Raw genomic sequence first — 22049 nt, 5'->3', positions numbered from 1 at the left:
CTCAGACCTCGGCCAGCCCATACCCAAGCGCCGTCAACAGATCGCCCGCCTCGCGCTCGAACCGGGCGATCTCCTCGGGCGTCAAACCGGTGCGCCACTTGCCGGACTGGGCCGGGTCGGGTGGGCGCGTCGTGTTGGCATGGATGCTCAGACGCCGTTCGCGCGGCACCTTCACCCGGCCCTTGTCGTCGCGCCGGTCACCCAACTCGTCTAGACGCGAGGCGGCGTGCTGGTGGTAATCCAGCATCCCGGGCTCGAAGGGCAGCTCCAGAAAGGTGCACACCCGCCTGAGCTCGTGCTCGGGTGCGGCGATCAGATCCTCAAAGCGCAGTTCCAGATAGCGTCCGGGTTCCAGGCGCTCGGCCTGGGCGCGTGCCGCCAGGATGCGGTCGCGCCAGAGCCGCGCCGCGGCGGTCAGATCGGTGCCCGGCCCGAACCACTTGTCGCGGTAGGAGAGGGCCACGTCGCGCCCATCGCGCAGGATGTGCACGAAGCGCGCCTCGGGCAAGAGCGCCCCGATGGCGGCCACCTGTTCGACATAGGGCGGGGTCTTGTCGCCCCAGCGCGGCTTGCCCTGGGTTCGGGCATAGCAACCAAAAAACAGCCGCAGCGCCTCGGCCAGGTCGAAAGGCACCAATGACTCCAAGCGCGCGGCGAAATCGGTCCCCTCCAGATGAAAGTCTTCCCAGGTCGGCATGGCCCGCAGTCGCGCCAGACACACAGCCCCATCGCGCGGCGGGTCGGCGCAGAGCTCCGGGATGAAATGGGTCTCAGCCGGGATGGCCAGTTGCGAATGGGCATCCAGCATCAGACGCAGCAGGGTGGTCCCCGAGCGGCTCACGCCGATGATGAAGGGGGCAGGTGGGGTGTGGGTGTGCGGCTTCGTAGGAGCGGCTTTAGCCGCGATCTCGTTAGGAGTCATCGCGCCTGAAGGCGCCCCTACCCCAATTGGGTCGAGGGCGATCTTGTGGGTGAGGATCATGGCTTCTTCGGGGTGCCGGATCATACGAGAGACGGCTTGAATGCAGACAAAAACCCAAGAGGAAAAGAAGGGGCCAGTCATTAAGGAGCTGCGCTAGCCCTCCAGGAAGGGGTGCCGGGTCCAGGGCCGATCGGTGCGCCAGCCTTCGCGGTCGGGCTGGATCAGCCCCTCGGGTGCCGGCAGACGCGCGAGGCTCGGGTCAAAACAGGCGCGTCTGCCGTGCCAGCCGAGTTCACGGACCTCATAGTCGGAATAGCGCCGTTCGCGTCCGTATTTGTCCAGCAGATGCGACCAGCTCAGGAACGGGTAGTGACGCAGGATCAAGGGCTTGGGGCTCAGGCGCCGGTCGGGGAACTCGGCGCGATGTCCGCCGTAGGTCAGGAGATCGACCGGTCCGGCACAGCGCCAGGCCGTGACCCGATGCAGTGGGTTGGGTTGGAAATAATAGGCATGCGGCAGGGTGGCGACATAATCGGTGCCGCGCGCGTCCTGGGCGCGGTCGGTGGGCACAAAGACAAACTCCAGAAAATCGATGGCATTGGCCCCTGCGGCGTCCGCCGCGGCGATCGCCTCGGCCAGGGTCTGTCCCGCGATGGGCGACTGCCGGATCTCATCGGCGTCGTGGTGGATGTACCAGTGGTCGCCGAGTTCGGCGGCGAGTTTGGCCTTGCGTTCGAGGATCCCGCGCCAGTCATAGAAGCCGGGGTAGGGGTAGGACTCGATCCCGATCAGCCCGCGTCCGAGCCAGGCGCGGGCGATCTTTGGTCCGTCGTCCTCGGACTCATTGTCGATCAGATAGCACTCCAGGCCCTGTTCGCTTAAGTGGCGCAGGCAGCGTTCCAGGTAGAGGGCTTCGTTACGAATCGCCAGCAGTGCAATGATCCGCATCGGTCACGAGTCTCATCTCAGGGTCCATGATACCCAGGAAGGCGCGTTCGTCCCAGGTGCTAGTCAGGCCCAGGGCGGCGATCTGGACCACCTGGGGCAGATAGACGTCCTGGCCGATGCGCCGCTCCAGACGCAGGCTGATGAAATATTCGCCGGGGGCCAGGCGATTGATCCAGCGCACCCGCACCCGGCCTGCGCGCGCGGGCGGCAGGCGGAAGCGTTGTCCGCCGAGCTCAAGCAGCTTGGTGTTCTGGATGACGACGGCCAGATAGGTGTCCCGATCCGCGGTCGCGGCGCTGTCTCGGGGTTCGGTGAGCCGATACTCCACTTCTAACTCGACCGGTCTGCCAACCTCATACAGTCCGCGCGCCGCCTCACTGTCGCCGAGATGGGCGCTGAGGATCTCGGCGCTGCCGTCGCCGAAGGCCGCGGCCTTGTCGCTGGGGCCGAGTGCGGGTCGGCAGGTGATCGGTGGGGCGTCGGCCTCCAGCTCGGCGCGTTGACGGGCGCGGATGTCTTGCAGGTACTGGGTGGCGATGGCCTCCGGGTCGCCGATCGCCTTGACCTGGCCCTGTTCCAGATAGAGGGCGCGATGGCAGAAGGTCTTGACCATGCCCAGGTCGTGCGAGACAAACAGCAGGGTGGTGCCGCGTTCGGTCAGTTCGCGGATCCGTTGCAGACATTTGAACTGGAAGGCGGCATCCCCGACCGCGAGCGCCTCGTCGACGATCAGGATGTCAGGGTCGACGCAGACCGAGACGGCAAAGGCGAGCCGCACCACCATGCCACTGGAGTAATTCTTGACCGGCTGGTCGATGAACTCGCCGATCCCGGCGAAGGACTCAATCGCCTCGAAGCGGTCCTGGATCTGGTGGCGTTGCAGACCGAGGATGGCGGCATTGAGATAGACGTTCTCGCGTCCGCTAAACTCGGGGTTGAAGCCGCTGCCCAATTCGAGCAGTGCGGCGACGCGTCCGTGGGTGCGGAGATGGCCTTCGGAGGGTTTGAGTGTGCCGGCGACCAGTTGCAGCAGGGTGGATTTGCCCGAGCCGTTGCGTCCGATGATCCCGAGCGTCTCGCCGCGGGCGACCTGCAGGTCCACCCCGCGCAGGGCCCAGAACGGACGGGCGTAATGCCGGGCGGGGCGGGGCGGGTAGCCGAGGCGGGCGCGGGCACGGTTGGCCAAGGCATTGAGCCCATCGGCCAGAGACTGCTTGAGTCGATCCTGGGGGCGGTCATAGAGGCGATAGCATTTACCCAGCCCCTGGAGTTCCAGGGCGGGGCCGTGGCGGTCCTCGGGCATCAGTGGTCGGGTGTCCTTGGTTTTGGGTGATGAAGGCCCAAGTTTAAACGATCCAGGGCGCTGGTATCCGGATGGCCTCGGCGTTCGATCGGACGCCGAACCAGAAGGCGCCGAGCGGATCTAAGACCCTCGCCGAGGCGATTCGAACCATTGTTGTCCTCCCGGAGGAAAACTCTAGATGCAGCCTAAGGTATCCATCGACTACACTAGTGCGCATCGCGCCTGTTTTAAGGAGACCCTGATCAAATCCCCTCCCCCCGCGGTTCGGGGGTTCTGGACACCGGCTTTCGCCGGTGTGACGAGGCCCTCCCCCCGCGGTTCGGGGGAGGGGGGCCAGGGAGAGGGGGCTCTGTTGGTAAATCACAACATACGTGACGGCATGATGCTTTTTTGCACACCACAGGCTTTGATCTTTCCGTGGTTTTAGTGTATTAAGTAACCTGAATGTGGCCCGGCCTTTAAGAACTCGGGTGTGTGACCGTTAAGGCGCCGAGGTCATTGGGCAAGTCCTCGATCACAGACTCAACCTTTCTTTCTCTCACTCTCTAGGGAGTTTTCACCATGCCAACTGCCGAGCAATATCAAGCCAAGGTCTCTGCCTATTTCCTGGTCACCCTGGGTCGTCCGGCCAGCTCCGATGAGCTGGCGGCCTACAGCCAGGTCCTGGCCGACAACAACGGCAGCGTCTGGAAGCCTTCTGGGGCGAGCCTGGTCAGCTATCTGACCCCGTTGCTTGAGGCCGCGACCGCCGGTAAGAACAACGGCCAGATCGTCACCGAGATGTTCGAGCGCATGACCGGCTCTCAGCCCTCGATGGATCTCTACAACTACTATGTCGGCCTGCTCAATCAGGGCATAATCAAGCTTAAGGGCCTGGCCAATGCCATGCTCAATGACCTCAAGCTCATGCCCAATGTCGATGGCGGGTTCGATCAGCCGGCCAACTGGCCCATCGATCTGAGCGGTCAACTGACGTCCGCGCAGCGTGACGCCATGATCGCCAAGACCGGTGTGGCCGTCGAGTTTACCAAGCAACTCGATACGGTGGACGAAAACAACGCCTTCAAGAACGACCCGAGCCTGGCGGTTCAGTTGCTTGCCGGCGTGACGGATGACACAACAGGCCAGGCGGCCAAGGATCAGATCGACGAGACCATCCAGGATATCGTGAGCGGCGGGAGCGCGGGCCAGACCTTCACCCTCACTGCCGCTTCGGGCCAGGTCGAAGAAGGCACGGCGCTCAGCTTCACGGTCAAGGCCGCGCAAAAAGTCGATGCCGACACCACCTTTACCGTCACCATCACGGGCGACGACAACGGCGGCACGCTGAGCAAGGCCAGCGCGGCGGACTTCCCCGCCGATGTCGTCTCCAGCGTCACCATCAAGGCCGGCAGCGACAGCGCCACCTTCGACCTCACCCCGGTGGCCAACGATGGCACCGAAGGGCTCGAAGGCTTCAGGGTCACCCTGCTCGACAGCTCGAACAAGACGGTGGCCAACAGCGGCGTGGTCGCCATCAAAGATGGGGAGACCGACACCACCGCGCCCGTTGTGGATGCCAACCAGGCCTTTACCTACGACGAAAACCAGGCCGAGGGCTTCGTCGTGGGCACCGTCAAGGCCAGCGACGTCGGTGTCGGCGGCGCTGCTGGCACCATCGCCACCTTCGAGATCGTCGGCGGTAACGACGACGGCTTCTTTGCCATCGACAAAGACGGCAAGATCACCCTGACGGAGGCCGGTGCGGACAAGACCAAGGCCGCCAACGACTTCGAGACCACGCCCAACACCTTCACCCTCAAGGTGCGCGCCATCGACGCGGCTGGCAACAAGTCCGCCGACACCGACGTCACCCTCACTGTGACCGACGTCGACGACATCGGGCCCAAGTTCGTCAGCGCCGCGGCCTCGGGCACCACGGTCAAGATCAACTTCGACGAAGCGCTCAAGGTCGTGGCCCTGTCCAACCCCTCGGCGCTCTTTACCGTCACCCAGGGCGGCGCCAGCTACTCCATCAACACCGCGACCATCTCGGGCAACACCGTCACGCTCACCCTCGCCTCGGCGCTGGGCTCGGGCGATACCTACATCGCCTATGATGGCACCGTGCTCGAAGACGCGCTGGGCAACAAGGCCGACAAGATCGACTCCACCAAAGCCACCTCCACCGACACCACCCCGCCCACGCTCACGAGCAGCAACCCGGCGGATAACGCGACCGACTTTGCGGCCAACGCCAACCTGACGCTGACCTTCAACGAAGCCGTCAAGCTCGGCATCGGCACCATCACCCTGGTCAACATCAGCGACGCCACCGACAACCGCGTCATCAACACCCAAGACGCGACCCAAGTCAGCGTCAGCGGCAACACCGTCACCATCAACCCCACCGCTGACCTCAAGGCCGGCACCAGCTACGCGGTCAACGTCAGCGCCACCGCCATTTTGGACGAGGACGGCAACGCCTTTGCGGGCATCAGCGACAACGCCACGCTGAACTTCACCACCAAGTCATCCACGTCGGGCCAGACCTTAACTACCGGTGTGGACAACATCACCGGTACCTCGGCCGGCGAAACCTTCGACGCAAGCCTCGCTGTCACCTCAGCGGGCCAACTCAACACCCTGGGCAACGCCGATGCCGTCGATGGCGGCGATGGCACCGACACGCTGTTCGTGCAGCACATCAACACTGCTGCTACTACCGTCACACCGACCTCGGTGAAGAACATCGAAGTGCTGCAGCTCGACCTGAGCAATATTGCTGCTGCCTTCACGCTCGATCTCGCCAATGGCGACAACCAGCTCACCACCATCAAGTCGGGCAACAACACGGCCGCGGGCGCGACCGCGACTGTGCAAAACGTCCAGGGCGTGCCGACCACGGTGGAGCTCTCCAACACGGACCAGGACTTCACGCTGACCAATGCGTCCAGCAAGATGTCGGGCACGTCGGACGCCGTGACCCTCAAGCTCAGCTCGGTCACGGGGGGCACGGTCACCCTGCAGCCGTCGGCGGCGGGCAGCGGCTATGAGACCATCACCGTGGATTCGCAAGGCACGGTGGCCAACGTGCTGACCAGCCTTACCGATGGCGCTGGTAACTCGCTGGCCAAGGTTGTGGTTACCGGCAGCCAGAATCTGACCCTGCCGCTGGGCGACACCACGGTGACCGAGGTCGATGCCAGCGCCTTCACCGGCAAGCTGACCAACCTGCAAGTCGCTGCAGGCAATACGCAGAACATGAAGATCACCGGCGGCTCCAAGGACGACGTGATCGACATGAACGGCACCTACACCGCCAACGATACCATCAACGGCGGCGACGATACCGACCGCCTGGTGCTCAAAAACACTGAAGCCACCGGCGCGACGACGGTTCAGAGCAATGTGTCGAATATCGAAGTCATTGGTTTGTCCGATGGCCTCAACGGCACGGTGACCGTCAGCAACTTCGGTGCGACCGGGCTGCGGTTTGGGGCGGATATGGCTGGTGCCGGTACCGTGAGCTACGCGGCTGGCACGAACAGCTTGGATTTGCAGGGCAACGACTCCGGCGGCAATAACCTGACCGTCAACGTCGCGGGCACGGCCACCAACGACGTCCTCAATGTCACCTTGGGTTCGAGTGGCGCCGGCAACACCTTTGGCGGCGGTAACGTCACCATCAACGGCGCCGAGACCGTTAACCTGCTGGTGCAAGGCGGCGCGGGTTCCTTTGGCGGCACCTTCACCATCACCGACACCGCGGCCACTCAAGCGCTGGTGATCACCGGTAGCCAAAATATCACCTTCACTGGCGCGGTGCGCGCCGACAGCATCGACGCCTCGGGCATGACCGGCGCGGCGACGCTGACCTTGACCGGCGGCACAAGCACGACCGCGACCAGCATCACCGGCACGGCCAATGGTGACACGCTCAACGGCTCCACCGCTGGCGACATCATCAACGGCGGCGACGGGAATGACACGATCGCCAACGTGGTGACGGGCAACCCTGCCACCGCTGGCGACGTGCTGACCGGTGGTGCGGGTTTCGACACCTTCATCCTGCGGGGCGCCGCTGCCTCTAATAATCTGCCGGGGTTGTACAACAATGTGGCCTATATCACCGACTTCACCGTCGGCAGCACGGCGACGACGACGGATATTCTGCAACTGTCGGCAGCCATCGGTAACTACTTTGGTGGTACCGCATTCTTTGGTGGAGTAGCCGCTGACGCAGCGGGTGCCACCACGGTCATGAATGTCGCCCAAAACGCCGGCGCGGCGGGCATCGTGACCGGCACCGACCTCATCAAGCTGACGACGGGCGTTGCGACGGCAGGCTTGACGGCGCAGCAAGCCTTCAACGCCGCGATCGGGACAGCGACGGTAACCGGCTTGGTGGCGGCAGGCGATGACATCTTCGTGATGTTCTACGACACCACCAACAGCCGGGCGGTGGTCGGCTTGGTTGACTCGGGTGTGAATACGACGGTGGAAACGACCGACACGATCACCATCATCGGCAGCATCTCGATGAGCGCGTCGGACTACGCCGCGTTCAACAATAACAACCTGGCAATCATCGCTGCCTAAGCGTTGCAAGGCGGGATAGAGGGTAGGTCGTATTTTCCGGCCCATTCCTCGAAGCCTGCAAAACGCTGGAGTCAAAACCACTTGCCCCGCCTCTCGCAAGAAGGGCGGGGTTTTTCTTCAACATTAGGTAACAATGAGAAAATAGAACGCCGGACATCCTCCCCACCCTCTGCCATCCTTTGCCCATGACCCGCCCCGCTCGACCCTGGTTTCGTCGGTAATAGGGTACAGACCATGTAAGGTGTGCGGTCCGCTTATGGCGGGACACTTCGCTATTCATGAGGCTCGCTATGCCCACCATCAGCATGTTTTACGGTTTGGTTATCCGCATGTTTTACATGGACAGCCAGCAGCATCACTTGCCACACTTGCACGTGGAGTATCGGGGGGGCGAGGTGGTTGTTTCGATTCCAGACGGGGAACTCATTGAAGGTGAATTGCCCCTTAAGAAACTGCGCATTCTTCAAGCCTGGATAGCGATCCATGAGGAGGAACTGATGGCTGATTGGGCCTTGGCCGCAAAGGGCGAGCCAATTTTCAAAATCGAGCCGTTGCGCTGAGGAGGCCATCCATGATCAGGGTGACTTCCGTTGCAGTTGAGCCAAACTTTCATCTAGCGCTGACATTTTCCAACGGCGAGAAGCGGCGATTCGATATGCGTCCTTACCTGCATTTACCCATTTATCGCTGCCTGCAAAATCCGGCGTTCTTTGCGTTGGCGCGGGTTGATTACGGCACTGTTGTGTGGCCGGGTGAAATCGATATTGCCCCCGAGACGCTCTACGAGCTTTCCTTCGAACACGCCACCTGAGAAGACAGCTGCATGATTCTCTGCTCTGCCATCCGTCGCCCATGACCCGCCCCCGCTCGACCTTGGTTTCGCTTTCCGACACCCCGTGGTATCACGTGGTCAGCCGCTGTGTGCGGCGTGCTTTCCTCTGCGGTGAGGACGCCCACACGGGCAAGAACTTCGACCACCGCCGCGGGTGGATCGAGGCGCGCATCCGGCAGCTCGCCTTGGTCTTTACCATCGATGTGGCCGCCTATGCGGTGATGAGCAACCACTACCACATCGTGCTCCGGGTCGATGCCCAGCGCGCGCAGGCCCTGAGCGATGACGAGGTGCTCATGCGTTGGACGCAGCTTTTCACCGGCCCGCTGCTGGTGCGGCGGTACCTCGATCCATGCACCCGGGGCGAGTTGGGGATGGCGGAGCTTGCGCGGGTGCAGGAATGGGCGCAGCTCTACCGTGCCCGCTTGGCGGATTTGTCCTGGTTCATGCGGGTGCTCAACGAGGGGATTGCGCGGCTGGCGAACCAGGAGGACCAAGTGAAAGGCCGCTTCTGGGAAGGTCGCTTCAAGAGTCAGGCGCTTCTGGATGAGCAGGCGCTGCTCGCGGCAATGGCCTATGTCGATCTCAATCCGATCCGCGCGGGGATCGCCGAGACGCCGGAAGCCAGCGACTACACCAGCGTGCAAGCGCGCCTGCAGCCGCAGGTGGTGGAAGAGCGCGTCCAGCACGCGATCGCGACGATGCAAGCGCCGACAATCACTGCGGCCGATGAAAGCGAGGTCGGCAGGCACGGCGCGGAAAAAGTCGTGGCGGCTCAGGAAGCGCTTGCGGCGAGCAAGGCTTCCGTCACCCTCGACACGAACGAAGCGGCGATGGCAGAACTGACGCCGGCCCCCTTGCTTCCTTTCGATGCGACAGGGCGCGAAGATTGGGCGATACCCTTCGCCTTCGAGGATTACATTGACCTCATCGAAACACTCGGTCGATGCGTGCACCCCAAGAAGCGCGGCTTCATTCCCGAGAAGACGCCGAAACTCCTGGAGCGCCTGGGCATCGACACGGAGGCGTTCATCGAACATGCCACGAGCTTGCTGAAGGCATTCGGCAGCGCCATCGGCAAGCCGGCGGCATTGGTCGAGCTTGCCGCCCGGCGGCAGGCGAAGTTCCTGCGTGGGATGAAAGCGGCCAATCGGGTGTTCGAGAGTGAAGCGGCGTCGTGTCGTTTTGCGATTCCCGATTTTCTTGCCTTGTCAAGGGTGCCGACGGCTGTGCGAGAATGAAGCCATGCAATCCGGGGAGAGACGTCGATGAGCACCACCGCCGCCGAGATGAGCTGGGACGAGATCAAGGCCCTCGTGGCAGAACTCGCCATCCAAAGCAAGGATACCGACCGCAAGTTCCAGGAAACTGACCGCAAATTCCAGGAGACCGACCGCAAATTCCAGGAGACCGAAGCGCAGATGCGCGAGACCCGCCGCCTGGTTGAGCGCATCTCGCGGGATCTGGGTCGCCTGGGCAATCGGCTGGGCGAGTTTGTCGAGGAGATGGTCGAGCCGGCTGTGGTGGCGCTTTTCCAGGCGCGGGGCCTGAAAGTGCACCGCACGATGCAAGACCTCACTTGCCGCGATGATGACGGACGGCTACTGGCGCAAGTCGATTTGGCGGTCATCGACAGCGATACCCTCATTGCCGTTGAGTGCAAAAGTCACCTCTCGGTCGATGACGTCAATGAACACCTCGAGCGCCTGGCGCACTTCAAGACGTATTGGCCGGAGTATGGCGGCTATAAGCTTTTGGCGGCAGTCGCTGCCATGGTCGTGCCCGAGGAAGTCGCTGCCTACGCCTATCGTAAGGGGCTCTTTGTACTTGCCCCCTCAGGCGAGACGATGCGGCTGTTGAACGACGAGGCGTTCCAGCCCAAGGCGTGGTAGCCGTGCCCACCTTCCTCCACGTCGGCTGCGGCGCCAAGCACAAAGACCAGACCACACGCGGCTTCAACACCCCCGAGTGGCACGAACTGCGCCTGGACATCGACCCGAGTGTGGCCCCGGATGTCGTAGGCACCATGACCGACATGGCGGAAGTGGCAGATGCTTCGGTGGATGCCATCTTCTCCAGTCACAACCTCGAGCACCTGGAAGCGCACGAAGTGCCCGTGGCGCTCCAGGAGTTCCGGCGCGTCTTGAAGCCCGACGGCTTTGCCGTCATCACCTGCCCCGATCTGCAATCGGTCTGCGCGCTGGTGGCTGAGGGTAAGCTCCTGGAGCCCTGCTACACGGCACCTGCCGGACCGATCGCCCCGATCGACATCCTCTACGGCCATCGCCCCGCCTTGGCCCGCGGCAACCGCTACATGGCGCACCGCTGCGGGTTTACCCAGGCGGTGCTCACCCACACGCTCCTTGCCGTCGGTTTTACCCACGTTGCCGCGCTGCGTCGCGGCGTTGCCCCCTACTTCGATCTCTGGGCGCTTGCCAGCAAGGGGCCGATGGAGGAGGCAGCACTGCGCGCGCTGGCGGCTCAGCACTTTCCGCTCGCCGCGCCTGAGCGCGCAGCGGACGCCTCTTGAGCAGGCAACCTCCCTCCCGACCCAGCGGCAACCACTTGTCTTTCGCGCCCTGGCCTGGCTGGTGAAACTGGGGCGGCTGAAGTGGCGCTGTTCGCGTCGATGACAGCGGGCTTGTGGCGTTCTCAGGCAATGAGTACAATGAATGCGATGCTATCATTACGGGAGGTTTTCATGGCCACGCTCACCATCCGCCAGTTGGATGACGATCTGAAAGCCGCGCTGCGCGTGCAAGCCGCGCGCCACGGCCGCTCGATGGAAGCGGAGGTGCGCGCCATCTTGCGCCAGGCCCTGGCCCAGCCGCAGCCGGCCACAGGGCTGGGACAGCGGCTGGTGGGCCGCTTTGCCTCGGCGGCGGCCGAGATCGATATCCCGCCGCGGTCATTGCCGCGCACTGCGCTCGACTGGACAGAAACGCGATGATGCTCCTTGACACCAACGTGCTCTCCGAGTGCATGCGTCCAGCGCCTGCGCCCCAGGTGGTGGTCTGGCTCGACGCCCAAACGGCGGATCAGCTTTGGGTCTCGGCCATCAGCCGCGCCGAAATCGAGCTGGGTATTGCCCTGCTGCCCGATGGGCAGCGCAAAGATGGCTTGCGCGAAGCGGCGGCAGCCATGTTTGCCGAAGACTTTGCCGGACGCTGCCTGCCCTTCGATGCGCAGGCGGCCATCCGCTATGCCGACATCGTGGCGCGACGCACCCACGCGGGGCGCCCGATCACCGTCGAAGACGCCCAGATCGCCGCCATTGCCCTGACGCACCGCCTGACGCTGGTCACCCGCAATACGCGCGACTTCGACGGCATCGAAGGTCTGGCGCTCGTTGACCCGTGGCAGTGGACGGCATGAAGCTCCTCGTCCTCCACCAGAACTTCCCCGGCCAGTTCAAGCACTTGGCACCCGCCTTGGCGGCTGAGGGGCATGAGGTGGTCGCCTTGACGCTCCAGAAAGTCCCGGCCACCACCTGGCAAGGGGTGCGGGTGATGCCCTATGCGGTGGCCCGCGGCACCTCACCCACGGTGCACCCGTGGGTCGCCGATTTCGAAACCAAGGTGATTCGGGCCGAAGCTGCTTTCCGGGCGATGCGCGCCTTGAACGCTCAGGGCTTTACGCCCGATGCAGTGATCGCCCACCCCGGCTGGGGCGAGAGCCTTTTTGTCAAGGAGGTGTGGCCGCGCACGAAACTGGGGATCTACGGCGAATTCTTCTACCACCCACACGGGGCCGATGTGGGGTTCGACCCCGAATTCCCCTCGACCGACCCGGAAGGCGAAGCGTGCCGGCTGCGGCTCAAGAACCTCAACCACCTGCTGCATTTCGACGTGGCCGATGCGGGGATTTCGCCCACCCACTGGCAGGCAAGCACCTTCCCCGAGCCGTTTCGATCCAAGATCACCGTGGTGCACGACGGCATCGACACCGACGCGATCGCGCCCAACCCGCATGTGTCGCTAACCCTCACGCCCCAAGCTGGCGAGCCGATCACCCTAACCCGGCACAACGAAGTGATCACCTTCGTCAACCGCAACCTCGAACCCTACCGTGGGTATCACATCTTCATGCGCGCATTGCCCGAGATTCTCAAGCGCCGGCCGAACGCCCGCGTGCTCATCGTCGGCGGCAATGAGGTGAGCTACGGCGCGCGCCCCGACCCCCAGCGCTACGGCAACCGCACCTGGCAGCAGATCTTCATCGACGAGGTGCACCCGCGTATTCCGGATGCCGACTGGGCGCGGGTGCACTTCCTGGGGAACATCCCCTACCAGCACTTCATCGCGCTGCTGCAACTGTCGACCGTGCATGTCTATCTCACTTACCCGTTTGTGCTCTCGTGGAGCCTGCTGGAGGCGATGAGCGCGGGCTGTGCGATCGTGGCGAGCGACACGCCGCCGCTCCATGAGGCGATTCGCCACGACGAGACCGGGCGGCTCGTGAATTTTTTCGATGTCGCGGGGCTGGCCAACGAGGTGTGCGCGCTCCTTGACGACCCTGCAGTCCGGCAGCGCCTAGGGGCCAATGCGCGAGCATTCGCCCAGGCGCACTATGACCTCAAGACGGTTTGCCTGCCCAGGCAGCTTAAGTGGGTGCGGGCAGTGGCGGGGTAACGGGCGCCGCCCGAATGCGAGGGCCTCGATTCACGGGATGGCCAATCAAGCAGGGAAGCCGCGCGGCATAGCCGGAAGTTTAGCCGGGCTTTGTGCTATAGTGCCAGCCCTTATGGGTCTAGGGGAGCGAGGCCAGGCGCACGCGACTCAACCCATTCCCGCTTCGCTTGAAAATTCATCTCATCCTTCCCGATCGTGGTCGACTCACCGCCGATGGTTTCGCTGTGCCCTGCGCAGAAACGCGAGTTAAGGACACCCACTTAATTTAAGGATCATATTTAAGGACACCCACTTAATTCAAAGTCAGGATATGACCATAATTCATCCGCTGTGAACAGCCCCTCGCCATGTCATTGACCGCGAACGATTTATTCAGCATCCCTTCCATTCGGCATACGGCTATTCGCTTAATTGAGAACAGACCCTAGGGAAACGCTGAATAAATCTGCTGCGCGGGCGAGAGGCTCGCGGTGCGCGGATGCTCGCCTATCTACTTGATATGTGGCTTCGGCGTAACATTCGCTGCGCTCATGTGAGCCTTCGCCGAAACTTCGCCAATGGCTCGTTTCTTGCATCCTGCGCACCAATCGCCTTGCCCTCCACCCGCTCGCGACGATTTCTTCAGCATTTCCTTAGCTTACGCTTCGCCATAGCGTTCCTAGAAGCCGGGTATCCCCATTGGCCGCTGCGGTGCCGTGAGGTGCGCTCTGATCGGGGCTGTTCGGGATCCAGCTTCTCAGACAAGCGCTACTCATCGCCGCCAGGACCATGGGTCCGGTTCGCTGCGACTTTTTTTTGACCCGGATTGTCCATTGGAACGCGACCGGATTGGGCAGCCGAGGGTGTGCGAATTTGTCTCAGCGCGACGAGCCAATACGGTGCCTATTGGCGAGGAGCGCGGGTGCAAAGGCGCCCCCTGTAGGCCCCAAGCCGTAGCAATAGGCAAAGCGATATGTCGAAATGCCTTTCATACGGATCCTGCCTGGTCTAATGGACAATCTGGGTTGAAGACTTGACGCCAGTCTCCTGCAGCCCCACTATTTGATCTTGAACATGAACCCTGAACCCTAAAGTGCAACGCCTGTTGATCATTCTGGGCGCACTGCTCATCGCCGCCGGCCTGCTCTGGCCGTGGCTCACGAAACTGCCCTTCGGTCGACTGCCCGGCGATATCAGCACCGAGCAGGAGAATTTTAGCTTCTACTTCCCGCTGACGACATCGATCGTCCTGTCGCTGCTGCTGACGCTTCTTTTCTGGCTGTGGCGCAAGTAAACAACCCTCGACTGAAGTCGAAGGCTTTATTGTGAGACGCAGCAAACATGGTTGACCACATCCCCAACATTGGGCGTGTTTACAGCCGCCCTTGGTAGCGGGGCTCCGCTGCCAATCCGGGCCAGGTTTCGACTGGCGTTGCAGTCGGCGTGCGCCCGGAGACCACACTGTCTTATACACCACATGGTGCGCTTCGCGCACCCGCCATTCCTCCCGCGACTCAAGTCGCGGGTTTCCTTGCGGAGGGTCTATGAAAAAGCCCGGAACGGCGTCGGGCTTCGCGGGTGGACGGTGCACCGTCTCCAAACGACCGGCATCTGCAACCAGCGCAGGCTTGAGCGGAATCACTGGCGATCGCTCTGTACTGCTCGGCGATCGGTAGCCCTCCTGCGGGCCACAGTCTCTTTCACACTCACACTGGACACGCAATCAGTCGAAGGCGCCGATCCGATCAAGGCGCCCCCCGACTGACGAGATGGCCGCCCCGACTGCGAGTGCGGCCAAGTCCGAACCGTTTGGGAAGATGTTCCACGTAGGGCGACAACGGGAGCGTGTTGTATTCGGCCAGCCACGGGGAAAGTCAGCGCCAGAGGATGACTCAAGCCCGCGCTGCGCTCAGCTCGGTCTCGCCACTGGCCAGTCAGGCGACCGCCAGCCTCTGCTTCGACCGGGCCCGCACTGGGCCGGCAAGTCCTCGCCCAGGCGCGCGTCAAAGAAGGTCTGCCTCAATCACCTCACCAGATGACTAGCAAGCCAAAGACGAATAGAGCCGCGGCCACCTGATGGGGGCTTTACCCAGCCAACCAGGTCGAACACGAGCACCGGCTTGATCAATGGTCCGAACCAGCTGGCCTTGCGGCCCTTGGCGATGCGAGGCTGTCGTCACGCTCGCTGATGCGCGGGCCCTCAGTCGCGGCGCAACATGCCGAACGCAAACTTGCGACCGTAGCCTTGCTTGATGGCCAGATGAATCCATGTCATCGCAAACGGTTCCAGATAGCGCGCCGCCAAGAGGGGGCCCATATCCACGGCATCGAAACCGATCAGCGTGGCCAGCGCCATCACCCGCTGGCGGGCATCGGCATCGTCACCGCAGACCGGCATCATCGGCACGCCGTTTGGATAGTGGCTATCGGCCATGTTTTCAGCGCCGGTGGTGTTGAACGCCTTGACCACACGCGCGCCCTTGGCCAGTTTGGCGAGTTCCTCGGCGCCCGACGTCGTGGTGCCGACCAACAAGCCATTCAATCCCTGGGCCAACGGATTGGTGGCATCGACCAGGATCTTGCCCTGCCAGTCGGGCACGCTTTGCGCGATCGCGGGCAGCGCCGCATAGGGCACCGCGAGAATCACGACATCACTGGCGGCAATCGCCTGCGCAGTCGTGGTCACGCGGGCGCGATCCCCCAAGGCGGAGACTGCGTCCCGATATTTGTCGGGATCCGGCACGCCAAACACCACCGACTCTCCACGTCGGGTCAGCGCGCTGCCCAGCGCCATGCCGACGTTGCCGGCACCAATGATGGAAATGCTCATGTCTTTCTCCTGTCTAGAACGTGGGTTAGACGTGCGGACTGCGTGCTCAAAGCCATACACTGCGGTGCTCGGCCACGAAGTCCGGCCATGCCGTCGCGGGGCGGCCCAGCAGGCGCGGGACATCCTCGGTCACTTCGGCGACCCAGCCAGCGGCGATGATGCGATTCAGGCTCGACATCGCCTGCACCAAGGGCTCAGGCATGCCGGCTTGGCGCATCCCCGAAATGGCTTGTTCTTCGCTGATCGGCACCAGTGTGACGGTTCGCCCGATTTCGCGGCTGATGACCGCCAGCGCCTCGGCGTTGGTGAGCGCCTGCGGCCCGGTGAGGGTGTAGGCCCGTCCGGCGTGGTCATCGGGTGCCATCAGAACCCGAGCGGCCACAGCCGCAATGTCCCGTGCGTCGATGAAGGGCACGCGCCCCTCACCTTGAGACGAGTACACCGTGCCCGAGCGGATCATGTCGCGCAGGAAGCTGGTGAAGTTCTGCATGAAGTTCTTCGGGCGCAGCAAGGTGTAGGTGATCCCCGAGTCGATGACGATCTGGTCACAGCGCCCTTGCAAGCGGGCAATGGCGATGTCTGACGTCGGGTCTGCACCGGCGCCGGAGACCCTGACGATGTGCTGGACACCCTGCGGCCGGGCCGCGTTGACCGCATGCAGAGTCATGGTTTCCATGTCGGGATGCGCCGGCGTGACCAGAAACAGCCGATCCACCCCTTGCATGGCCGATAGGGTCGATGCGGGGTCGAGGAGGTTCAAGGCGCGACCGGGAGCCTGCAATACGGGCTCCCCTTTGGGCGAGGCCGCGATGACCTCGAAATCGGGGGCGTCGTGCAACAGTTGGGCGACCAAGGCCCGGCCAATGTTGCCGGTGGCGCCGGTGACGAGCACACGGGGCATGTTGCTCATGCTCAACGCCCCAGCGCTTCGACGACCAGCCGAGCGGTTTCTTCGCCCGAGAAGTTCAGCTGGCCGGTGATCAGGTTGCCATCGCGCACCGCGAAGCTGCGCCACAGGCCGGCCTGCACGTAGTTGGCACCGATGGCTTTGAGCCGGTCCTCGATGCGCCAGGGCATCACATGCTTGTCGCGCGGCAGCAGCCCGTAGTTCCACACCGCGTTGTCCGCGTAGTCCTCCTCGCAGTTGGCAAATCCGGTCACGGTCTTGCCCTTGGCGATCAGTTTGCCATCCGCTCCCTTGGCGTAAGCCAGCACCGCCGCACTGATCAAGTCGGTTTTGCTGGAGCCGCTGGGGTCGTTCGGGTCGCTCATCGCGTCGGCTTCGCATGGGCCGCCGTTCGGGCTGAACAGGTCGACCTCGTAGCCGGCCTCGGTGAACACATGGTACGGGTGGGTCAACTCGCTCCACCAGAAACCCACCGGCCAGCCGGTGGTGCTGGAGACGGCGGGGTTGGCAATCACGATGGCGATGCGCTTCTTGGCGTTGGGGTTCAGGACATTGGGGTCTTTGAGGCTCATGGCGATCTCCGGAACAGGCGGAAGATGAAACCGGGTGCAGTGTCTATCGTTTCCGACTTAAGATAAATCGGTCAGAATGCGAATCTCTGTTGCCACAAAACACAACAATGGAACTCAGTCAGCTCGAAACCTTCGTCAAGGTCGTGCAGACCGGCAGCTTCACCCGCGCAGCCGAGCAGCTGCGCAGCCAGAAGGCGCATGTCTCGCGCGTGGTCAGCCAGCTCGAGGCCGAATTGGGCGTGCGCCTGCTCGCACGCACGACCCGTTCGTTGTCGCTCACCGAAGTCGGGCGTGAGTTTTTTGAACGGGCGGTCGGCATCCTCGGCGCAGCCGACGAGGCGCGACGCGCGGTGCAGCAGGCGCACAGTGAGCCGCGGGGAACTTTGCGCCTGACCTGCGGTGTGGAGTTCGGCATGATTGCGGTCAGCACCTGGATTACCGCTTACCTGGAGCGCTACCCGCAAGTCCGGGTGGACGCCGACTTCACCGGGCGGCTCGTGGATATCGTGCACGAGGGGTTCGACCTGGCCATCCGGGTGGGGCCGCTGGCGGATTCGACACTCACCGCGCGCAAACTGGGCGAGATGGAATACGGCTTGTTTGCGGCGCCTGCCTATTTGGCACGGCGCACAACCCCTGCACTACCGGGCGATCTGGCAAGTCACGACATTCTGGCCTTTGCGGGCGGCAGCCATCAGGCGTCGTGGATCCTGTCACAAGAGGGACGTCAGGAGCGGATCGTGCGGCAATCGCGGCTGAAGGCGAACAACGTCTTTGCCGTGCGGAACGCCGCCATCGCGGGACTGGGCATCGCGAAGCTACCCTTGATCATCGCAATTCCTGCCGTTCGGGATGGCCACTTACAGCCGGTGCTGAGCGATTGGGCAGTCCCCACCGTACCCATCCATGCGGTGTTTGCCAGTGCCCGCTACCTGACACCCAAGGTCCGGGCATTCATCGATTTGGCGGTCGACGCGATGCGCGCCGGCGTGGATAGAGTCCACGCAAGTGGTGTAATTCTGAGCGAAGGTGGCGTTGGCCACCGTCATCAAGAACTTCGGTAAGGTTGAGATTGCGATTAACAACTTGACCGAGGAGAAGACGATGGCCGACGACAGCATGGCATTTGTGCAGATGATCAGGCAACAGGGCGGCGAAGATTTTTTGCGTTCGCTGGTGGAAGGCGTACTGGCGAAGCTGATGGATTACGAGGTTTCCAGCCAGATCGGGGCGGGACTTCACGAACGCAGCGGGGAGCGTGGCGCGTATCGCAAGTATGAGGCAAGTATGAAGAACACCGGTTGGGGATCGACACGGTGGCGTTCATCGAGCATGGCACGAAGTTTCTGAAGGAGTTTGGCAGCGCCATCGGCAAGCCGGCGGCGTTGGTCGAGCTTGCTGCCCGGCGACAGGCGAAGTTCCTGCGTGGGATGCGGGCGGCAAGCTGCGTGTTCGAGAAGAAGGCGGCGTGAGCCTCGCTCCGTCCAGCCAACCGCTGGAGAAGCGCAGCGACTTTGCGGACGGTATTGAAGAAGACCACTCTGGTGACTATAGTCACGTGCATGGTTATCCACAGAAAGAACGCCATGCACACCATTCAAGCCTCTGAATTCAAGGCCAAGTGTCTCGCCCTGATGGATGCCGTGGCGACCACCGGCGAGGTCTGGGTCGTCACTAAGAATGGCAAGCCGGTGGCCGAATTGCGTCCCTTTTCCGGACAGCGTATCGACTCCCCGTTTGGCCTGCACCGGAACCTTGAAATTCACGGTGACGTCCTGGCACCACTGGAAGACGGTCTCTGGAAAGCGCTGGCGTGATTCTCGACACCCACACCCTGTTGTGGATGGATCGCGACGACCCCGCGCTCGGGGTGCAAGCGCGGCAGCGGATCGAGGCCGACTGGCGTGTCGGGCAGGTGGCGGTCAGCGCCATCAGTTTCTGGGAGGTGGCCATGCTGGCGGAACGCGGCCGCATCGTGCTGCCCATGCCGGTTGTGCTGTGGCGCGAGGACTGGCTGCGGGCGGGCCTGACGGAAATTCCGGTCGATGGCCGCATCGCCTTGCTGGCCACCCAGCTTGAGAACCTGCATCGCAACCCCGCCGACCGCTTCATTGTGGCCACCGCCATCGACCGCAACACGCCACTGATGACCGCCGACCGGCTGATTCTCGACTGGGCCGGCACCCTTGCGCGCATTCCCGCCGACCAGTAGAACGGCACCGCTATTCCGCCGTTCCGCCAGCGTCGGTTGTGCCAGCGTCCGAGCAGGCGCAATAATAGGGGACAGACCACGGTTTTTTTGGAAATGGCTGGTGGCTGTGATTCACGCCATCAGCTGAACAACTCGCTGTGCGAACCCAGTCGGGCGATGCGCAAGGTATCGTCATCCGGCTTCTTGTAGATCAGCAGCAGGTCGGGCTTGGGGTGGCATTCCCGATAGCCCGACCAGTTGCCGGTCAGTGCGTGATCCCGTTGGCTGACGGGCAAGGGTTCGTCAGTCGCCAAGCGCTGCAAGGAAGTTACACTTAATTTGACGTGACGTCCGATCTCTGCAAGTCAAATAAGGGACACTGCAATGGGTGGTTTTCGGGCGCGCTATAGCCTCGGCTGTCGGCGCCGATGGCCGTGAATCACCGAACCCGTCAGTCCGGAATTACGCCGTCCAGCGATAGCTGGAGTGCAAGCCGCCGAGCCACTTCTGGCGCACGAGCTTTCTTGGCGTCTTGAAGAAGTCCTGGTCGTTGACTGCGGGTATGTTCGCCACCTCCGGCAATATCGGCGGCTGCCCACCGTTGGCCATGTGGGGGCGTGCGGCAACTCATCCGAGTCCGTAAACAACCCTCGACTGAAGTCGAAGGCTTTATTGTGAGACGCAGCAAACATGGTTGACCACATCCCCAACATTGGGCGTGTTTACAGCCGCCCTTGGCAGCGGGGCGCCGCTGCCAATCCGGGCCAGGTTTCGACTGGCGTTACAGTCGGCGTGCGCCCGGAGACCACGCTTGCGGTGCATTATACACCACATGGCGCACTTCGCGCGCCCGCAATTCCTCCCGCGACTCAAGTCGCGGGTTTCCTTGCGGAGGGTCTATGAACGCGTTGCGCCGTTGCTGGGCCACCCACTCGGCAGTGGGGTGGTAGGTTGCGCGTGACCAGTGCAGCACGCGCCGCCCATGGTCGATCAGGTTGAAGATGAACAGCGCTTTGCCCGTGAGGTCAAGCACCACCTTAAAAGTCGATGGCCATCACGTGCTGGTTGTAGAGTGTGGTCAGCCAGCCGGGTTCTTCTTCGCGTGCAGGACGCTTGCCTTTCGGCCGTGGCGTGAAACCGTGCGCCTTGAGAATCTGGGCAACCGTCCTCTTGCTGATGCGGAAATGGAGCTCGCCGCCGGAGATCATGCGCGCAATGTGTCCGGCGCTGTAGCGCAGGTTGTCCCGCTTGATGGCGATGATGGCATCGACAATGAACGGCGGGGTGGGTGGCCGCCCGCGGGCTTTGCCGTCGGCCATTTTCTTGGCGTGCCGTGATCGAGACCGGGCCCGCAACCATCTGATGGAGGTGCCTGGTGCAAAGCGCATGAAACGCGTCAGCCACGGAAAGCGCAGGCGCAGCCACGCGATCAGCCAGCGCCCCAGCAGGTAGCCACCAGCGAACAGCAGCGGCATCAGTAACCAGATTTCCAAGACGATCCTCTGTGCAAAAGAGCGCGCAAGGATACGTGAAGATCGTATTTGGGCAAGCTCTGAGGCTTGCAATATTTCGCTTAAAAGCTAAAATGAGCCATGTACGAGATCATCCACTACCTCGACGACGCCGAGAACGACCTATACCAGGATTGGCTCGACTCCCTGCGTGACCGGGTGGCCAAGGTGGCGATCATCAAGCGTGTTGCTCGCATGGAACTGGGCTTGTTTGGTGATTGCAAGCCTCTGCGCGACGGTGTGTGGGAACTGCGGGTGGATGTCGGGCCCGGCTACCGCGTCTACTACGCTCATGTGGGCAGAAGGGTGATCCTGCTGACCAGCGGCGGCGACAAGCGCTCGCAGAGCCGCGACATCGAACGTGCCGTAAGGTTGTTAAAGGACTGGGAGAGGCGAAATGGCCAAGACATACCGAACTCACGAGGAAGCGACGGTCGAGATGTTCCGCAAAGACCCGCAACTGGCCGCTGACTACCTCAATTCTGTGCTGGAAGACGGCGACGAGACCGACCTGATGCTGGCACTGCGTACCCTGAGCAAAGCGTTCGGCGGTGTCCAGGAAGTGGCGCGGCAGGCCGACGTCAATGCCCATACCCTGTACCGAACACTATCCGAGAAGGGCAACCCCGAGCTCAAGACCCTGTCGGCGATTCTGAAAGCAATGGGCATGCGCCTGGCCATTCAGCCATTGAGCCCTCAAGGGCAACATCAGGCTCACACATGATGCAGCCCTGCTCGTCGGCGATAGCATGCAAGCCCTCGATGTCATCGGTGACGGGGCCAGCTCGCTGGTGTTGGAAAAATCCACAATCCAAGTTCCGCATCTCTTGGTGCTTGATGCA

The 22049-nt window shown here is 62.7% G+C and carries 25 protein-coding genes; 17 read left to right on the top strand and 8 right to left on the bottom strand.

What is annotated here, in order from left to right; translation table 11 throughout:
• Position 1: 1 nt before the first annotated feature.
• From E6P07_RS11480 to E6P07_RS11470, 3 genes are all read right to left on the bottom strand, one after another.
• On the bottom strand, positions 2-1006 hold the full coding sequence (locus E6P07_RS11480; RefSeq protein ID WP_211363112.1) for a sulfotransferase family protein: 1005 nt from the start codon (positions 1004-1006) through the stop codon (positions 2-4).
• Positions 1007-1075: 69 nt separating this feature from the next.
• Positions 1076-1870 (bottom strand): glycosyltransferase family 2 protein, encoded by a 795-nt coding sequence (locus tag E6P07_RS11475; protein WP_153975734.1) that lies wholly within the window; start codon positions 1868-1870, stop codon positions 1076-1078.
• Positions 1839-3173 (bottom strand): ABC transporter ATP-binding protein, encoded by a 1335-nt coding sequence (locus E6P07_RS11470; protein ID WP_153975733.1) that lies wholly within the window; start codon positions 3171-3173, stop codon positions 1839-1841. Before E6P07_RS11470 ends, E6P07_RS11475 begins: the two co-directional genes overlap by 32 nt.
• A 561-nt stretch (positions 3174-3734) precedes the next feature.
• On the opposite strand from E6P07_RS11470, the gene E6P07_RS11465 reads away from it, so the two are divergent.
• From E6P07_RS11465 to E6P07_RS11420, 10 genes are all read left to right on the top strand, one after another.
• A complete protein-coding gene (locus E6P07_RS11465) occupies positions 3735-7754 on the top strand; it encodes a beta strand repeat-containing protein (RefSeq protein WP_153975732.1) in 4020 nt (1339 codons plus the stop codon).
• A gap of 290 nt (positions 7755-8044) precedes the next feature.
• Positions 8045-8314: a DUF4160 domain-containing protein gene (locus E6P07_RS11460; RefSeq protein ID WP_153975731.1), complete on the top strand. Its 270-nt coding sequence runs from the start codon at positions 8045-8047 to the stop codon at positions 8312-8314.
• An 11-nt stretch (positions 8315-8325) separates the two neighbouring features.
• Entirely contained in the window at positions 8326-8565 is a 240-nt protein-coding gene (locus E6P07_RS11455) for a DUF2442 domain-containing protein (protein ID WP_153975730.1), read from the top strand.
• Positions 8566-8606: 41 nt separating this feature from the next.
• The gene (locus E6P07_RS11450; RefSeq protein ID WP_246172836.1) at positions 8607-9827 is read left to right on the top strand and encodes a transposase; all 1221 of its coding nucleotides are present in this window, start codon (positions 8607-8609) and stop codon (positions 9825-9827) included.
• Between the two features lie 27 nt (positions 9828-9854).
• Complete coding sequence (locus E6P07_RS11445) at positions 9855-10478, top strand: DUF3782 domain-containing protein (RefSeq protein WP_153975729.1); 624 nt, start codon at positions 9855-9857, stop codon at positions 10476-10478.
• 2 nt (positions 10479-10480) lie between these two features.
• A complete protein-coding gene (locus E6P07_RS11440) occupies positions 10481-11116 on the top strand; it encodes a class I SAM-dependent methyltransferase (protein ID WP_153975728.1) in 636 nt (211 codons plus the stop codon).
• Positions 11117-11287: 171 nt separating this feature from the next.
• A complete protein-coding gene (locus E6P07_RS11435) occupies positions 11288-11536 on the top strand; it encodes a FitA-like ribbon-helix-helix domain-containing protein (RefSeq protein ID WP_153975727.1) in 249 nt (82 codons plus the stop codon).
• Positions 11533-11961, top strand: a complete 429-nt coding sequence (locus tag E6P07_RS11430; protein ID WP_153975726.1) for a type II toxin-antitoxin system VapC family toxin — start codon at positions 11533-11535, stop codon at positions 11959-11961. Before E6P07_RS11435 ends, E6P07_RS11430 begins: the two co-directional genes overlap by 4 nt.
• The gene (locus tag E6P07_RS11425; RefSeq protein WP_153975725.1) at positions 11958-13217 is read left to right on the top strand and encodes a glycosyltransferase; all 1260 of its coding nucleotides are present in this window, start codon (positions 11958-11960) and stop codon (positions 13215-13217) included. Before E6P07_RS11430 ends, E6P07_RS11425 begins: the two co-directional genes overlap by 4 nt.
• Positions 13218-14289: 1072 nt before the next feature.
• Positions 14290-14490 (top strand): DUF2905 domain-containing protein, encoded by a 201-nt coding sequence (locus E6P07_RS11420; protein ID WP_153975724.1) that lies wholly within the window; start codon positions 14290-14292, stop codon positions 14488-14490.
• 906 nt (positions 14491-15396) lie between these two features.
• On the opposite strand, the gene E6P07_RS11415 is transcribed toward E6P07_RS11420, so the two are convergent.
• From E6P07_RS11415 to E6P07_RS11405, 3 genes are read right to left on the bottom strand one after another with little or no spacing between them, the layout of a single operon-like run.
• The gene (locus E6P07_RS11415; protein ID WP_153975723.1) at positions 15397-16026 is read right to left on the bottom strand and encodes an NADPH-dependent F420 reductase; all 630 of its coding nucleotides are present in this window, start codon (positions 16024-16026) and stop codon (positions 15397-15399) included.
• Between the two features lie 46 nt (positions 16027-16072).
• Positions 16073-16936: an SDR family oxidoreductase gene (locus E6P07_RS11410; protein WP_153975722.1), complete on the bottom strand. Its 864-nt coding sequence runs from the start codon at positions 16934-16936 to the stop codon at positions 16073-16075.
• A 2-nt stretch (positions 16937-16938) separates the two neighbouring features.
• Positions 16939-17505: a type 1 glutamine amidotransferase domain-containing protein gene (locus E6P07_RS11405; RefSeq protein ID WP_153975721.1), complete on the bottom strand. Its 567-nt coding sequence runs from the start codon at positions 17503-17505 to the stop codon at positions 16939-16941.
• Positions 17506-17612: 107 nt separating this feature from the next.
• Here E6P07_RS11405 and E6P07_RS11400 point away from each other — a divergent pair, with 107 nt between their 5' ends.
• From E6P07_RS11400 to E6P07_RS11380, 5 genes are all read left to right on the top strand, one after another.
• On the top strand, positions 17613-18569 hold the full coding sequence (locus E6P07_RS11400) for a LysR family transcriptional regulator (RefSeq protein ID WP_153975720.1): 957 nt from the start codon (positions 17613-17615) through the stop codon (positions 18567-18569).
• Entirely contained in the window at positions 18541-18855 is a 315-nt protein-coding gene (locus E6P07_RS11395; protein WP_153975719.1) for a transposase, read from the top strand. The genes E6P07_RS11400 and E6P07_RS11395 overlap by 29 nt, the downstream gene beginning before the upstream one ends.
• Positions 18822-18977, top strand: a complete 156-nt coding sequence (locus E6P07_RS11390; RefSeq protein ID WP_153975718.1) for a hypothetical protein — start codon at positions 18822-18824, stop codon at positions 18975-18977. The genes E6P07_RS11395 and E6P07_RS11390 overlap by 34 nt, the downstream gene beginning before the upstream one ends.
• A gap of 114 nt (positions 18978-19091) precedes the next feature.
• Positions 19092-19322 carry a type II toxin-antitoxin system Phd/YefM family antitoxin gene (locus E6P07_RS11385; protein ID WP_153975717.1) on the top strand — a complete coding sequence of 77 codons (231 nt, stop codon included), beginning with the start codon at positions 19092-19094 and terminating at the stop codon, positions 19320-19322.
• Complete coding sequence (locus E6P07_RS11380; RefSeq protein ID WP_211363110.1) at positions 19319-19717, top strand: type II toxin-antitoxin system VapC family toxin; 399 nt, start codon at positions 19319-19321, stop codon at positions 19715-19717. Before E6P07_RS11385 ends, E6P07_RS11380 begins: the two co-directional genes overlap by 4 nt.
• A gap of 119 nt (positions 19718-19836) precedes the next feature.
• Here E6P07_RS11380 and E6P07_RS11375 read toward each other — a convergent pair whose 3' ends face one another.
• The gene (locus E6P07_RS11375) at positions 19837-20019 is read right to left on the bottom strand and encodes a type II toxin-antitoxin system YafQ family toxin (protein WP_281346816.1); all 183 of its coding nucleotides are present in this window, start codon (positions 20017-20019) and stop codon (positions 19837-19839) included.
• Positions 20020-20733: 714 nt separating this feature from the next.
• Positions 20734-21171, bottom strand: a complete 438-nt coding sequence (locus E6P07_RS11370) for a hypothetical protein (RefSeq protein ID WP_246172835.1) — start codon at positions 21169-21171, stop codon at positions 20734-20736.
• 117 nt (positions 21172-21288) lie between these two features.
• Here E6P07_RS11370 and E6P07_RS11365 point away from each other — a divergent pair, with 117 nt between their 5' ends.
• Both E6P07_RS11365 and E6P07_RS11360 read left to right on the top strand, forming a co-directional pair.
• Positions 21289-21678: a type II toxin-antitoxin system RelE/ParE family toxin gene (locus E6P07_RS11365; protein WP_153975715.1), complete on the top strand. Its 390-nt coding sequence runs from the start codon at positions 21289-21291 to the stop codon at positions 21676-21678.
• Complete coding sequence (locus E6P07_RS11360; RefSeq protein WP_246172834.1) at positions 21647-21931, top strand: helix-turn-helix domain-containing transcriptional regulator; 285 nt, start codon at positions 21647-21649, stop codon at positions 21929-21931. Before E6P07_RS11365 ends, E6P07_RS11360 begins: the two co-directional genes overlap by 32 nt.
• The last annotated feature ends 118 nt before the right edge of the window (positions 21932-22049 follow it).

The organism is Thermochromatium tepidum ATCC 43061, assembly GCF_009664085.1.
Classification (GTDB): Bacteria; Pseudomonadota; Gammaproteobacteria; order Chromatiales; family Chromatiaceae; genus Thermochromatium; species Thermochromatium tepidum.
The sequence above is the reverse complement of the archived record's forward strand: the minus strand, read 5'-3'. Positions and strand labels throughout refer to the sequence as shown.

Excerpts from the sequence above, each read along its gene's own strand:
- E6P07_RS11480 (WP_211363112.1), bottom strand. The coding sequence starts at position 1,006 with ATGATCCGGCACCCCGAAGAAGCCATGATCCTCACCCACAAGATCGCC.
- E6P07_RS11475 (WP_153975734.1), bottom strand. The coding sequence starts at position 1,870 with ATGCGGATCATTGCACTGCTGGCGATTCGTAACGAAGCCCTCTACCTG.
- E6P07_RS11470 (WP_153975733.1), bottom strand. The coding sequence starts at position 3,173 with ATGCCCGAGGACCGCCACGGCCCCGCCCTGGAACTCCAGGGGCTGGGT.
- E6P07_RS11465 (WP_153975732.1), top strand. The coding sequence starts at position 3,735 with ATGCCAACTGCCGAGCAATATCAAGCCAAGGTCTCTGCCTATTTCCTG.
- E6P07_RS11460 (WP_153975731.1), top strand. The coding sequence starts at position 8,045 with ATGCCCACCATCAGCATGTTTTACGGTTTGGTTATCCGCATGTTTTAC.
- E6P07_RS11455 (WP_153975730.1), top strand. The coding sequence starts at position 8,326 with ATGATCAGGGTGACTTCCGTTGCAGTTGAGCCAAACTTTCATCTAGCG.
- E6P07_RS11450 (WP_246172836.1), top strand. The coding sequence starts at position 8,607 with ATGACCCGCCCCCGCTCGACCTTGGTTTCGCTTTCCGACACCCCGTGG.
- E6P07_RS11445 (WP_153975729.1), top strand. The coding sequence starts at position 9,855 with ATGAGCACCACCGCCGCCGAGATGAGCTGGGACGAGATCAAGGCCCTC.
- E6P07_RS11435 (WP_153975727.1), top strand. The coding sequence starts at position 11,288 with ATGGCCACGCTCACCATCCGCCAGTTGGATGACGATCTGAAAGCCGCG.
- E6P07_RS11430 (WP_153975726.1), top strand. The coding sequence starts at position 11,533 with ATGATGCTCCTTGACACCAACGTGCTCTCCGAGTGCATGCGTCCAGCG.
- E6P07_RS11425 (WP_153975725.1), top strand. The coding sequence starts at position 11,958 with ATGAAGCTCCTCGTCCTCCACCAGAACTTCCCCGGCCAGTTCAAGCAC.
- E6P07_RS11415 (WP_153975723.1), bottom strand. The coding sequence starts at position 16,026 with ATGAGCATTTCCATCATTGGTGCCGGCAACGTCGGCATGGCGCTGGGC.
- E6P07_RS11410 (WP_153975722.1), bottom strand. The coding sequence starts at position 16,936 with ATGAGCAACATGCCCCGTGTGCTCGTCACCGGCGCCACCGGCAACATT.
- E6P07_RS11405 (WP_153975721.1), bottom strand. The coding sequence starts at position 17,505 with ATGAGCCTCAAAGACCCCAATGTCCTGAACCCCAACGCCAAGAAGCGC.
- E6P07_RS11400 (WP_153975720.1), top strand. The coding sequence starts at position 17,613 with ATGGAACTCAGTCAGCTCGAAACCTTCGTCAAGGTCGTGCAGACCGGC.
- E6P07_RS11385 (WP_153975717.1), top strand. The coding sequence starts at position 19,092 with ATGCACACCATTCAAGCCTCTGAATTCAAGGCCAAGTGTCTCGCCCTG.
- E6P07_RS11370 (WP_246172835.1), bottom strand. The coding sequence starts at position 21,171 with ATGCCGCTGCTGTTCGCTGGTGGCTACCTGCTGGGGCGCTGGCTGATC.
- E6P07_RS11365 (WP_153975715.1), top strand. The coding sequence starts at position 21,289 with ATGTACGAGATCATCCACTACCTCGACGACGCCGAGAACGACCTATAC.
- E6P07_RS11360 (WP_246172834.1), top strand. The coding sequence starts at position 21,647 with ATGTTCCGCAAAGACCCGCAACTGGCCGCTGACTACCTCAATTCTGTG.